Below are 12,829 nucleotides of genomic sequence, written 5' to 3' on the forward strand. Positions count from 1 at the left end.
CCGGCGGGGCCGCTTGCCTCGCCGGAGCCATCGTCAGGCGCGCTCGGGCGCCCGCTTCAAGGCAAGATAGAGCAGCCCCGCACCCAGCGGGCCGAACACCACCGCCATCGTCGTCAGCGCAAGGTTGAGGCCGTTGGCGCCGTAAACATGGTCGGTCATCAGCCCCACCAGCACGGAACCGAATGCACCGCCGGTCAGGTTCACCAGCGCCATGTAAAGCCCGGTGTAAAGGCCGCGCAGCGTGGGCGGCACCACCGCCACGATCAGCACGAAGATGGACGCGACCGACATCGAACTGACGAACAGGTTGGCGTAGGACATGAACACCGCCAGTCCCACCGTCGGCACGATCGGGCCAAGGATGGTCGTCACGCTCAGCACCGCCATCGAGGTGAAGGTGAGCCAGTAGGCCGCCTTCGCGCCGAACCGCTTGCGCAGCCATGCATGGTAGGGGTGCACGGCAAGGCATCCGGCGATCCCCGCCAGCAGGAACGCGGGGCCATAGCTGGTAGCCACCATGTCCGGGCTCATCGCGTAAGAGCGCATCAGCATGGCCGGATACCAGTTGAGCAGGCCATAGTTGTTCATCGACCATGAGACGATGCCCAGCGCCAGCAGCGTGATCAGCGTGCGGTTTTCCCGCGCGAAAGCCAGAGCCTCACCCCTGGCAGGCGCGGCGGCGGCGCGTTCGGCGGCGCTGTGATCGCGCACCGTGCCCTGCACCAGCAGCGCCACCAGCAGGCCCGGCACGGCCAGCAGCAGAAAGACCACGCGCCACGGTTCGGCCGTGTCGATCAGTGGCAGATCGTAAGGACCGCCGGCGCTGAACTTGCCCAGCAGATGCGCACCCAGCATCATCGCCATGCCGCCGCCCACATAAAGGCCGGTGGTGAACAGACCGATCGGCTTTTGCACCTTGTCCTGCGGGAAGCGGCTTGAAATGATGCCGATCGCCGCCGGGTTTAGCCCCGCCTCCCCCACGCCCACGAACATGCGCGCAAGGAACAGCGTGGCAAAGCCGGTGGCAAACCCGCTTGCCGCAGTGGCGATCGACCAGACGAGGATGCAGGCCGCAAGGATCGTCACCCGCCGTCCCTTGTCCAGCATGCGGCCGATGAACACCCCGCCGAACACGTAGAGCACGGCGAACGCCATGCCCGTCACCGCGCCCAGTTCCGCATCGGTCAACGACAGGTCGGCCTTGATCGCCTCGACCAGAAAACTGAGGATGACGCGGTCGATATAGCCCAGCACCGAAACCGAGAAGAGGATGGCAACGACGTACCAGTCATAACCGCCCACCTCCCGCGCGGGCGCGGCGTCAGGCGCGACTGACGGTTGCATCGTGGTTGCCATGTTCTTCTCCCGACCCGTTATTCTGCAATCTATAGCCGCGATCAGCGCCCCTGGAAGACCGGCGCGCGCTTTTCCTTGAAGGCGGCGATGGCTTCCTTCGAATCCTCGGTCTTCGACAGGGCATTGGTGTTGTTCTGCTCATACCGATAGCCGTCCCGCAGGGTCATGTTCTCGATCGTGCGCATCGAATCCTTGGCCAGCCGGGTCGCCATCGGGCTTTTGGAGGCGATGCTGCGCGCCATGTCCATGACCCATGGCATCAGGTCTTCCGGCGGCAGGCACGCCTCGATCACGCCGCGCCGGTAGAGTTCCTCTGCAGGGGCCCGCCAGCCGGTCAGCATCATGCGGCGCACCATCGAATGCGGCAGGATGCGCGATGCGTGCTTGCCACCGCCCATCAGCCCGACGTCCACCTCGGGAAGCCCGAAGACAGCGGTTTCGGACGCCACGATGATGTCGCAGCTGGCGGCCAGCCCCAGCCCGCCGCCCAGCGCCGGGCCATTGACCGCCGCGATCACCGGCTTGTTGCATTCGATGATGGCATAGCTGGATTCCCGAACCGCGCGATTGCGCTTCCAGGTGGCTCCGGGGGCGGACACATCGGGCCGGTTCTTGAGGTCGGCCCCGGCCGAAAAGCACTTGCCTGCGCCGGTCAGCACCGCCACGCGCACGTCATCGCGATCGCTGATCTCGTCGAAAGCGTCGGCAAGGCCGTGGATCATGTCCATCGACTGCGCATTGACGGGGGGATTGTCCATCGTGACCACGGCGACGTAGTCCGCGACCTCAAGCTTGATCGTCATTTCAGCATCCTCGTTGATTGCGCGTATCTAGCCGTATCGGCGCCCCTCCCGTCGCGCGCGGGGACGGTCGGCGCGGCATAATCCCATATGCGATGGCGCCTATTCCACGTCTGCCGCGTCTCCCGCATCGCCAAAGGCCGACCAGCCGCCGTCGACCGGCACCACCGCTCCCGTCATGTAGGCCGCACGGGAAGAGGCAAGGAACGCGACGGCATCGGCGATCTCCTCCGGCTGCCCCAGCCTGCCCAGCGGAATGCGCCGCCGGATGCCGCGCAGCGATCGCTTGCCCTGCGCCTCCAGCGCCATGACGCCAGGCGTAGCGATGTAGCCGGGCGCCACCGCATTCACGCGCACGCCATGCTGCGCCCATTCGCAGGCAAGCTGGCGCGTCAGCGCCTCCACCCCGGCCTTGGCGGCGCAGTAGCTGCCTCGCCGGGGAAGGCCGCCCCGTGCGGCGATGGACGAAAGGTTGATGATGGCCCCGCCCCCCTGCGTGCGCATCACCCGCGCCGCAGCCGTGGCCAGCCGCAGCGGAGCGACAAGATTGATCGCCAGCCCCCGCTCGAATGCCGCCAGCGTCTGCTCCGTAGTGGGCCTGAAATCGTCGGCGATTGCGGCATTGTTGACCAGCACGTCGATCCGTCCATGCTGCGCAGCGATTTGATCGATGATACTGGCCAGCGCCGCTTCGTCGGTCACGTCAAGCACATGGCCTTCGCGCCCTTCAGGCAATGCGCCGATATCGCGGTCCAGCACGATCACATGCGCGCCATCGGCCGCCAGGCGGTCCGCCGTAGCCGCGCCGATGCCGCGCGCACCGCCGGAAACGACCACGACCGGCCGTTCGCGCATCGGTGCCACAGGCGCTGGCGTCATCGATGCGGGGCCGACTGCGCCAAAAGCGGAATAGCCGCCGTCCACCGCGATGCTCCCGCCGGTAACATAAGGATTGCCCGCCGCCCACACGATCGCCTCCGCCACTTCGGCCGGGCGCGCCATGCGGCCAAGCGGGATGCGCGCGCCCACGGCCTGCCGATCGACCTGCCCCTCTGCCGCCAGCGCTTCGACGATCTCGGTCGCCACGTAGCCGGGCAGCACCGCGTTGACGCGCACGCCATGCTGCGCCCACTCACAGGCAAGCGCGCGGGTAAGCCCCAGTATCGCGGCTTTCGACATGGCATAGGGGGTACGCCCCGCAATTGCCTGCAGCGCAATCCCGGATGACAGGTTGACGATGGCCCCTGCTCCGGCCGCGATCATGATGCGCGCGGCCTCTCGTGCCAGCAGGTAGCTGCCCGTCAGGTTGACGCGCAGGATGCGCTCTACCGTTCCGGCATCCAGATCAAGCGCCAGAGTGCCCGCAGGATCGACGATGCCGGCATTGTTGACCAGCACGTCGATCCCGCCGTGCTGCGCAGCAATTTTCGCCACACCAGCAACGATGGCCGCCTCGTCAGCCACGTCCAGCACCAGCGCTTCGTGCGGGAAACCTAGCGTTCGGGCGGCACGCTGGACGCCGTCGGCATCCCGATCGGCCAGCACAACCGTATCCCCGCAAGCCGCGAAACGCTGCGCGGTGGCAAGGCCGATCCCGGCCGCGGCACCTGTGACCAGCACGATCCTTGGCCGGTTCTGCTCCATCGTCATCGTCTCCCGCTGCTTGTCTTTCGCGGCAGCGAAGCATCGGCCCGGCGCCTCCTCAAGCCCGCTACCGTGCGGCCGGGCGGGTATCACCTATGGGATAAGGCGGCGAAGCTGCGGCAACCGGCTTGGGCGGCGGCGGCGGGCGGTCCAAGGCTGCGATCCGGATATTAGGGAGATCATGATGCCGCAACGACTGTCAGGGCGTGTCGCGCTTGTCACCGGCGCTTCGCGCGGGCTGGGCCGGGCCATTGCCGAACTCTTCGCGGCCGAAGGCGCCGCCGTGGCCGTGCTCGACCTCAAGGAGCACTGGGCGCAGGCGATCGTCGATGGCATCGCGGCAAACGGAGGCCGTGCCATCGCCATCGGTTGCGACGTGTCGGACCGCGCTGGCGTGCAGGCCGCCGTCGCCCGCACGGCTGAGGAACTGGGCGGGCTCGACATTACCGTCAGCAGCGCGATGTGGAACAGGTACGAGCCGATCGCGGATATCACGCCCGAAACGCTGGCGCGCATGTCCGGTGTCGGCTTCGACGGCATCGTGTGGATGACGCAGGCGGCGGCGCCCTTCATGGCGCAGCGCGGCGGCGGGTCGATGATCAACATCGCCTCCGTTTCCGCGCTCAAGGGCATGGTCAATGCGCTGCTCTATTGCGGGATCAAGGCGGGCGTCGGCGGCCTGACCCGCGCGGCGTCGGTGGAACTGGGCGCGCAGGGCATCCGCGTCAACGCGATCTCTCCCGCGACGGTGGCGACCGAAGGCGTGCTGTCCATGCTGGACGAGGAAGCGCTGGCACAGCGCAAGGCCCGCATCCCGCTGGGCCGTCTGGGCGAGACGGACGATATCGCGCAGACCGCGCTGTGGCTGGCCTCCGCGCAATCCGCGTTCGTTTCCGGGCAGATGATTACCGTGGACGGCGGACTGGCCAACGCCATTCTGTAAAAACGTGGCGCCGTCCTGACGACGGCGCCCCCCTCCTCACATCCAGCCTGCATCCGCTTCCAGCACCGCTCCGCCGGCCGTGCAGCATGCCAGCCATGCCCTGACGCGCGGCAGTTCGCAGGCAATGAAGTAGCGCAGCGCCGCTGCCGTTCCCGCCTCGATCCGCTTTCCCTTACCCCGCGCTACAATGGCAAGATCAAGCCAGATCCAGCCCACCACCGCATGGCCGAAAGCGAAAAGAAACGGCGTCGCCACGTCCAATGCTGCATCGCGCAGCCGCAGCATTTCCAGTGCGGCATCGACATCCGACCACGCTGCCTGCAACGCGGCCACTTCATCCGCAAAACCATCCGCAGCCGCGCAAGTCGCCGCAATGCGTGCTTTCAGCACCGCCAGCCCTTTCCCGTCCTTCAGCAGCTTGCGCGCGAGCAGGTCGATCGCCTGGATGTCGGTCGTGCCTTCGTGGATCGGGTTCAGGCGATTGTCGCGCCAGACCTGCTCCACATCGAAATCGCGGGTATAGCCGTAGCCGCCGTGGACCTGGATCGCCATGGCGTTCGCCTCCAGCCCCGTTTCCGAGGAAAAGGTCTTCACCACCGGGGTCAGCAGCGCCAGCAGCGCCGCGCTTTCGGCGTCGTCGGCGTGGGCATCGACCAGCCGCGCAGCATAGAGGCACAGCGCCAGCGCGCCTTCGCCCAATGCCTTCTGCGCCAGCAACATGCGCCGCACCGCCGCGTGTTCGATGATCGGCACCGGGGCGCCATCGCTTCCGCGCCCCTGCAGCCGCTCCTGCGCATAAGCCAGCGCATGGCCATAGCCCCGACACGCCAGCGCTGCCGCGCCAAGGCCCACCGATATGCGCGCCTCGTTCATCATCATGAACATCTGGCGCAGGCCCTGCCCCTCTTCGCCAACCAGCCAGCCGACAGCGCCCGCGTTCTCCCCGAAAGCCAGCAGGCAGTTGGGGATCGCGCGGTAGCCCATCTTGTGGTTGAGCCCCGCCACCGCAACGTCGTTGCGCTTCCCGTCCGGGAGCACGCGCGGCACGATGAACAGCGAAAGCCCCGCCGTCCCTTCCGGCAAGGAACCGTCCGCTCCCGCCACTTTCGCGAGTACAAGATGGACGATGTTGCCGCCCACGTCATGCTCCCCGCCCGAGATCCACATCTTGGAGCCGACCAGACGATAGCGGCGGCCAAGATCGTCTTGCCCATCGAACGCGGCGCGGGTGCGGACGACGCCAAGATCGGAACCCGCCTGCGGTTCGGACAGGCACATCGTACCCAGCCATTCGCCCGCGATCTGCGGCCGGGCGAAGGCATCGACTTGCGCAGGGCTGCCGAATTGCGCGATCAGCCGCGCATTGGCCACCGTCAGCATGGCGTAAGAGGATGTGGCGATATTGGCGGCCGCAAACCACGCGAAGCTGGCGCAGCTGACCACGAAAGGCAGGCCGTGACCGCCGAGGTCTTCGGCAAAGCCGGCGCCGAACAGACCAAGTTCGGCATATTCGGCGATCGCCGCGCGCACTTCGGGATGGACGGTGACGCCCTGCGCGCCGATCCGCGGTTCCTGCGCATCGCCCGCCTTGAAGTGCGTAAGGAAGCGTTCGCGGGCCAGCGTTTCCGACAGGTCGAGCACGGCATCCACCGTATCGCGCGCGGCAATGTCCCCTGTCCCCAGCCAGTCATGCAGGCACAGGTCAAGGAATTCGCGGTCGATCAGGCGGGTCATGCCTGCAGCAGCACCAGCGCGTCGAGCGGCACCACGCCTTCGCCAGCGGGCATGACCTTGAGCGGGTTGATATCCACCCCGGCCAGTCGCCCGTCATTGGCGGCAGCGAAGCGCGAAAGCGCGGCAAGGCTTTCCGCCAGCGCGTCCACGTCCGCAGGCGCCGCCCCGCGCACGCCCTGCAACACCTTGCCCGCCGTAGTCTCCGCGATCATCCGGCGTGCCTCGTCGGCATCGAAGGGCACGGCGCGGAACGTCACGTCCCTGAGCACTTCGACCAGCACGCCGCCAAGGCCGAACATCACCACCGGCCCCAGCGTGGCGTCGATGCTGACGCCCGCGATCACTTCCACGCCGCCCGCGATCATCGGGGCCACCAGCACGCCTTCTATCACCGCGTCGGGCATGGCCGCACGGGCGCGATCCAGCACCAGCCCACTGGCATCGCGCACGGCAGCGGCATCCCCGAGGTTGACGACAACGCCGCCAACTTCGGTCTTGTGGGCGATGTCGGGCGAGCAGATCTTGACCACCACCGGATAGCCGATCGCGTCCGCCGCCGCTGCGGCATCTTCGGGCGTAGCGGCAAGGCGTTCGTCCGGGAAGGACATCCCGGCCTCGGCCAGCACTTGCTTGGCGGCGCGTTCGCTGAGCGTGCCGGTGGCGGCAAGCGGCACGGGCAAGGCGGGGAGCGGTGGGCGTTCCGCACGCGCCGCCGCAAAGCTTTCGGCAAAGCGCGCGACCGCGCCCAGCGCGCGGGTCAGCGCCACGCTGTCTTCGAACACCAGGAAGCCGCGCGCCTCGTAAGCGCGCACCACTTCGGGCGGCGCGCTCATGGTGACGGCGCGGATCAGGCCCTCTCCACCCGGCCCCGCCGCGTCCAGCGCCTCGGCCAGACGCGCGGAGTAACTGGGCAGCGCGGGCGTGGTGCCCAGGATCGCAACGAAGATGTCATAGTCGCCCTGTTCCAGCACGACCTGGATATAGCGCGTCATCAGCGGCAGGTCGGTCATCGCCTGCGCGGTCGCGTCGATGGGGTTGGCGGGGGAGGCATAAGGCAGCAGCGCCTTCAGTTCCGCCTGCGCATCGTCCGGCATCGGGGTCACCGCAAGCCCCGCCTCGTCCCCGTCATCGGCCATCTGGATGCCCAGCCCGCCCGACATCGAAAAGATGCCCAGCCGGTTGCCGCGCGGCAGGCCCGCACGGGCGATGGCATAGGCGATATCCAGCTGTTCCGCCGTGCTGCGCGCGCGGTGGACACCGTACTGGCGGCAGATCGCGTCGAACACGTTGTCCGCCCCGGCCAGCGCCGCCGTGTGACTGCCTACCGCATGTGCGCCCACTTCGGATCGGCCGACCTTCAGCAGCACAACCGCGATGCCGCGCCTGCGCGCAAGGTCCAGCGCTTCGAAGAACAGGGCGCGGTTCCGCACGCCCTCGGCATAGGCCATGACAACTTTCACGCCTTCGCGGTCGATCACCCAGCGCAGGGCCTCTGCCATGTCGACGTCGCATTCGTTGCCGGTGGTGATCCAGTGGCGGATGCCAAGGCCCCGGTTGCGGGCCAGTTGCGCGATGTGCGATCCGTAGGCCCCGCTCTGCGATACGATGGCCACCGGGCCGGGTTCCAGGAACCCGTCGTCCAGCATGACCGAGAAGGTGCCGTAGTAGCCGATCGAGCTATCCGCCGCGCCAAGGCAGTTGGGGCCAAGCAGCCGCAGCCCTCCGGCACGGGCCACGGCAACGATGCGCGCCTGTTCATCGCGCCCTTCCTCGCCCATCTCTGCAAAGCCGGCGGCGAAGATGATCGCGGCCTTCACGCCCTTGGCCACGCAGTCTTCCACTGCCGCGCGGGTGGCGGCGGCGGGAACGGCAAGCAGCGCAAGGTCAGGCACTTCGGGCAGTGCGCCGATGGAAGGCCAGGCGCGCTGCCCCTGCACCGTCTCGCGCTTGGGGTTCACCGGATAGACGCGGCCCTGATAGCCGCTGGCGCGCAGATAGCGCAGCGGGCGCCCGCCGATCCGGGCGGCATCGTCCGAAGCGCCGACCAGCGCGATGGATCGCGGCGCGAACAGTGCGTCGAGGTTGCCGCTGGCCGCGTCTGCCATGGGTCGGATATCTTCGCAGGTCGTCACGTCGGCTTTCCTCTCACGTTCGTTCGCGGCAAAGCCTTGTCACGGGGGGGCGCGCGTCGGTATCGTCACGCAAGGCGGCCTTGCGCATTTCATATCCGTGATATGCCGCCATCTCATCCGTGATAGCGCCGCCCCTGCCCTGCCCGGTCGGGATATCAGCCTTGTGATAATCCTGCGCGGACCCTCCCCGCCATTGAACGAAACGGCCCCAGCGCGGACTTGAGTGTCCCGTCACGACGCATGCTGCGCAGCATCTGCCGCTTGCGCACCGTGGTGCGAAAGAACAAGGCGCGCATGAGCGCCCCGGTTTGTGGGAGAAGAAGAGTGAAGATGTCCTCGATCATCAAGTGCGGCCTGCTTGCGACCAGCGCGGGGCTGGCGTTCGCTATCGCGCCCGCCGCCATGGCGCAGGACGCCGCCGCCGACAGCGCTTCATCCTCCTCCTCGGATGGCCTCGACACCATCGTCGTCACCGCGACCAAGCGCGGGCAGGCGTCGAACGTGCAGGACGTGCCCTTCGCCGTCACCGCATTCGGCGCGCAGCAGCTTGAAGACCAGCACTTCACCACGCTGCAGTCGCTCAGCTACAACATGCCCAACGTGCAGCTGAACGCGGTAGGCACGACGCCGGGCTATGCCAACTTCTCCATCCGCGGCCTTGGCATCAACAGCTCCATCCCCTCGATCGACCCGACCGTGGGCGTCTTCACCGATGGCGTGTACCTTGGCGTCAGCGCCGGTGTGGTCTTCGGCAACTTCGATATCGAAGGGCTTGAGGTGCTGCGCGGCCCGCAGGGCCTGCTGTTCGGCCGCAACGTGACCGGCGGCGCCATGGTGATCCGCACCACCACGCCCAAGGACACGTTCTCTGCCGACGTGCGCGCCTCGGTTTCCTCGGGCCCCGAATACAAGATCAGCGGCACCGTGACCGGCCCGATCGTGCAGGACAAGATATCGGCCAAGCTGGCGGTCTATTATGACAAGGACACCGGCTACTATCACAACGAGTACAACGGCAATAACGACCTGGGCAAGAACCGCACCCTGATCGTGCGCCCCGCCGTGCGCTTCACGCCGATCGACGGGTTTGAGTCCATCTTCCGCTACGAATACGGCAAGTACGACGGCGACGGCGCGGTGGCCAGCAACCACGGCCTCTACCCGCGTGACAGCTTCAAGGTGAACATCGACAACGAAGGCTTCGCGCACAATTACTGGCACTTCGCCGCCAACGAAACCAACATCGACACCGCGTTCGGCAACGGCAAGCTGACCAACATCATGGCCTATCGCGAATACAATTCGCGGGTGTACAACGATATCGACGCATCGCCGTCCGCCTCGTTCCATTCCGGCAACACCACGCGCCAGAAGCAGATGAGCGAGGAACTGCGCTGGGCGGGCACGTTCGGCAACGTGGATGTAACCACCGGCCTTTACTACTTCACCCAGCGCATCGACTACAAGGAACAGCGCGAACTGGCCGGCGGCACCCGCATCCTGTCGGGCGGCGGCATCCAGAACCAGGATACTTACGGCATCTTCGGTTCCGCCGACTGGCACTTCACCAACACGCTGACGCTGAACCTGGGCGCGCGCTATACGGCAGAAACCAAGGACGTGAAGGTCGCCAACCTGACCGCGACCGGGTGCGATTACGAAGCCCAGACCTGCAACTATACCTTCAACGACAAGAACACCTGGAAGGGCCTGACCCCGCGCGTCGGTCTGCAGTGGCAGCCCGATCCCGAAACGCAGGTCTACGGCTTCTGGTCCAAGGGCTTCCGTTCGGGCGGTTACAACTTCCGCAACGTCTATACCCAGGTCGATCCCGGCCCGTTCGACGACGAAGTGCAGAATTCCTATGAAATCGGCGTAAAGAAGGACTTGTTCGGCATCGCGCGCATCAACCTTGCCGCGTTCTGGAACACCATCGACAACGTCCAGCGCGAGATCCAGATCCCCGTGGTGGGCGTGGGCACCGCGCAGATCATCACCAATTCGGCCGACGCGCGCATTCGCGGCGTGGAAGGCGAAGTGACGCTCAAGCCCGGCGCCGGCTTCACCCTGGCAGGCCAGTTCGGCTATACCGAGGGCAAGTACACCGACGTCTTCTACGACCTCAACAACGACGGCGTAATCAACGACACCGACTACAACCTGAAGCTGCCGCGCCTGTCGCCATGGAGCTACGGCGGATCGATCGCGTGGACCGGCAACTTCGGAGACTTCGGCCTCGATGCCCGCGTTGCCGCCAACTACCGCGATGCGGACTGGTACAACGATGCCAACACCGGCCTGATGCGCGCGGCCACCATGGTCGATGCCAACATCGCGCTGCGGTACGAGAACTATTCGATCTCGTTCTACGGCACCAACCTGCTGGACGAGGCAACCTTCGGTGCAGAGGCCCCGCTGGCGTTCTTCCCCGGCTCCACCTTCTCGCCGCTCAACAAGGGCCGTGTCTACGGCGTGGAGGTTTCGGCCAAGTTCTGACGCCCTTGCAATTCCCGGAGAAACCATGCGAAGCCTCCTGACTCTGCCGCTGTGCGCCCTCCTGCTGACGGCCGCCGCGCCGGGGCAGGAGGCTTCGCCCGTTTCGCGTCCCTCCTACGATCCCTGCGCCGCCGACCAGTTCCAGTGGAGCAAGCTGCCTGACGTCCTGCCCGCTTCCCCGGCAGAGCGCGAGACATGGGCCCATGCGCTGGCGCTGGACGCGGCGGTCTACGGCGGACTGGCAGTGGCGCAATACTGGCAGATGTACGCACAAGGGGTGGACACGAAAGACCCCGACTACACCGGCTTCAACCGCTTTCACCACGAACGCCGCCTTGCCTATCCCGGCTACAAGGCGTTCAAGACGCCCAACGTCGATACGCTTTATTCCAACGCCTGGCTTGATTTGACGGGCGGGCCGGTGCTGGTCACGGTGCCCCCGATGGATACGCCTTCGCTGGATAAGGGCCGCTATTTCGCGTTCAATCTGCTCGACGCTTACGGCAATGCCTCCAATATCTCCACGCGGATACAGGGCAACGGCGGCGGCACCTACCTTGTCGCCACCACGGACTGGCAAGGCACGGTTCCGCCCGGCGCCACGCTGTTCCGGGTGACCACGCCCTATGTCTGGGTGCTGCTGCGCATCAAGGCCAACGATGCCGCCGACGCAAAACGCGTGGCGAAGCTGCAGGATGCCTTTACCCTCACGCCCACTGCCGCGCATGATGGCCCCGCCCCGCAGTTCCCGGACGCGGCAGACCGCAGCGCCATCGGCTATTTCCGTATGCTGGATTTCATCCTGCGCGCCAACGGCCATCCGCGTTCGGAGGATGCGCTGGTCTATCGCTGGCACGGCATCGGGCTGGCAGGGCCGAAGTCGCTCGACACCGCGCTTGCCGATCCCGCCATCCGCAAGGGGCTGGAGCGCGGCCATGCCGACGCCATGAAGGTGATCGCCGATTCCGTGACGCAGGCCGGACTGCACCTCGACCACTGGCGCTCCCCCTACGATGCGGGCCGGATGGGGTGGAACTACCTTGAACGCACCGGCCTGATGATCGCGACGGGCGCCAACGTGCCCACCGAAAACTACGCCTTCGTCACCTATGTCGATGCCGATGGCGATCCGCTTGACGGCAGCCGGTACACGTATGAACTGGTACAGACCCCGCCGCCTGCGAAATACTACTGGTCCTACACCCCGTACTTGCGCGAAAATCGCGAACTGATCCCCAACGCCGCGCAAAAGTACATCATCAACGATCGCACCCCCGGCCTGAAGCACGAACCCGATGGCCAATTGCGCGTTGTGCTATCGGCCGTGCGGCCCAAGGGCGTGGCGGCGGCAAACTGGCTTCCCGTCTCCGGCGCGCCTTTCGTGCTGGCGATCCGCTCGCAAGGGCCGGACAAGGCGCTGCTCGACGGCACATGGACCCCCGCGCCGATCCGCAAGCTCGGGCCGGTGCGGTAGGGACTGGCTCGTCAAGCTGTCGTCATCCCACACCGCTCATGCTGAGCTTGTCGAAGCATGGGAAACCTCGCGCCGCACCTCAGGGCCTTCGACAAGCTCAGGCTGAGCGGGGTTCAGATGTCTGATTTGCGGTGGTTTGCGGAATGTCCGGTTCTGAGAGCCTAACTGCCGAAAGCGGTCTTACTTACGAACGGCTTTCGACCAGACCTCCTGAACGTTCTGCCAAGAAATCTGCTGCCAAATTAGCGAG

The 12,829-nt window shown here is 66.3% G+C and carries 9 protein-coding genes; 3 read left to right on the plus strand and 6 right to left on the minus strand.

The window, feature by feature from the left end; genetic code table 11:
- Nucleotides 1-33: 33 nt before the first annotated feature.
- From A8V01_RS13395 to A8V01_RS13405, 3 genes are all read right to left on the minus strand, one after another.
- Nucleotides 34-1,356, minus strand: coding sequence for an MFS transporter (locus A8V01_RS13395; protein ID WP_103096337.1), 1,323 nt, complete (start codon nt 1,354-1,356; stop codon nt 34-36).
- A 41-nt stretch (nt 1,357-1,397) separates the two neighbouring features.
- A complete protein-coding gene (locus A8V01_RS13400) occupies nt 1,398-2,159 on the minus strand; it encodes an enoyl-CoA hydratase/isomerase family protein (RefSeq protein WP_103096338.1) in 762 nt (253 codons plus the stop codon).
- A gap of 99 nt (nt 2,160-2,258) precedes the next feature.
- Nucleotides 2,259-3,806 carry an SDR family oxidoreductase gene (locus A8V01_RS13405; protein WP_103096339.1) on the minus strand — a complete coding sequence of 516 codons (1,548 nt, stop codon included), beginning with the start codon at nt 3,804-3,806 and terminating at the stop codon, nt 2,259-2,261.
- Nucleotides 3,807-3,981: 175 nt separating this feature from the next.
- Between A8V01_RS13405 and A8V01_RS13410 the strand changes: the two genes are divergently transcribed.
- Nucleotides 3,982-4,743, plus strand: coding sequence for an SDR family NAD(P)-dependent oxidoreductase (locus A8V01_RS13410; protein ID WP_245892512.1), 762 nt, complete (start codon nt 3,982-3,984; stop codon nt 4,741-4,743).
- 36 nt (nt 4,744-4,779) lie between these two features.
- Here A8V01_RS13410 and A8V01_RS13415 read toward each other — a convergent pair whose 3' ends face one another.
- The 3 genes from A8V01_RS13415 to A8V01_RS13425 all read right to left on the minus strand — a co-directional run bounded on the left by A8V01_RS13415 (nt 4,780) and on the right by A8V01_RS13425 (nt 8,953).
- The gene (locus A8V01_RS13415; protein ID WP_103096340.1) at nt 4,780-6,477 is read right to left on the minus strand and encodes an acyl-CoA dehydrogenase family protein; all 1,698 of its coding nucleotides are present in this window, start codon (nt 6,475-6,477) and stop codon (nt 4,780-4,782) included.
- Nucleotides 6,474-8,609, minus strand: coding sequence for an acetate--CoA ligase family protein (locus A8V01_RS13420; protein ID WP_211295012.1), 2,136 nt, complete (start codon nt 8,607-8,609; stop codon nt 6,474-6,476). The genes A8V01_RS13415 and A8V01_RS13420 overlap by 4 nt, the downstream gene beginning before the upstream one ends.
- 155 nt (nt 8,610-8,764) lie before the next feature.
- Nucleotides 8,765-8,953, minus strand: a complete 189-nt coding sequence (locus A8V01_RS13425) for a hypothetical protein (RefSeq protein ID WP_103096342.1) — start codon at nt 8,951-8,953, stop codon at nt 8,765-8,767.
- On the opposite strand from A8V01_RS13425, the gene A8V01_RS13430 reads away from it, so the two are divergent.
- Nucleotides 8,940-11,105: a TonB-dependent receptor gene (locus A8V01_RS13430; RefSeq protein ID WP_103096343.1), complete on the plus strand. Its 2,166-nt coding sequence runs from the start codon at nt 8,940-8,942 to the stop codon at nt 11,103-11,105. The two genes, A8V01_RS13425 and A8V01_RS13430, sit on opposite strands and share 14 nt — an antisense overlap.
- A gap of 25 nt (nt 11,106-11,130) precedes the next feature.
- Nucleotides 11,131-12,579: a DUF1254 domain-containing protein gene (locus A8V01_RS13435; RefSeq protein WP_103096344.1), complete on the plus strand. Its 1,449-nt coding sequence runs from the start codon at nt 11,131-11,133 to the stop codon at nt 12,577-12,579.
- Nucleotides 12,580-12,829: the final 250 nt, after the last annotated feature.

Source organism: Novosphingobium guangzhouense, assembly GCF_002896965.1.
In the GTDB taxonomy this organism is placed as follows: Bacteria; Pseudomonadota; Alphaproteobacteria; order Sphingomonadales; family Sphingomonadaceae; genus Novosphingobium; species Novosphingobium guangzhouense.

Bases quoted from the DNA above. Each gene is read 5' to 3' on its own strand.
- A8V01_RS13395 (WP_103096337.1), bottom strand. From the start codon at position 1,356: ATGGCAACCACGATGCAACCGTCAGTCGCGCCTGACGCCGCGCCCGCG.
- A8V01_RS13400 (WP_103096338.1), bottom strand. From the start codon at position 2,159: ATGACGATCAAGCTTGAGGTCGCGGACTACGTCGCCGTGGTCACGATG.
- A8V01_RS13405 (WP_103096339.1), bottom strand. From the start codon at position 3,806: ATGACGATGGAGCAGAACCGGCCAAGGATCGTGCTGGTCACAGGTGCC.
- A8V01_RS13410 (WP_245892512.1), top strand. From the start codon at position 3,982: ATGATGCCGCAACGACTGTCAGGGCGTGTCGCGCTTGTCACCGGCGCT.
- A8V01_RS13415 (WP_103096340.1), bottom strand. From the start codon at position 6,477: ATGACCCGCCTGATCGACCGCGAATTCCTTGACCTGTGCCTGCATGAC.
- A8V01_RS13430 (WP_103096343.1), top strand. From the start codon at position 8,940: ATGTCCTCGATCATCAAGTGCGGCCTGCTTGCGACCAGCGCGGGGCTG.
- A8V01_RS13425 (WP_103096342.1), bottom strand. From the start codon at position 8,953: ATGATCGAGGACATCTTCACTCTTCTTCTCCCACAAACCGGGGCGCTC.
- A8V01_RS13435 (WP_103096344.1), top strand. From the start codon at position 11,131: ATGCGAAGCCTCCTGACTCTGCCGCTGTGCGCCCTCCTGCTGACGGCC.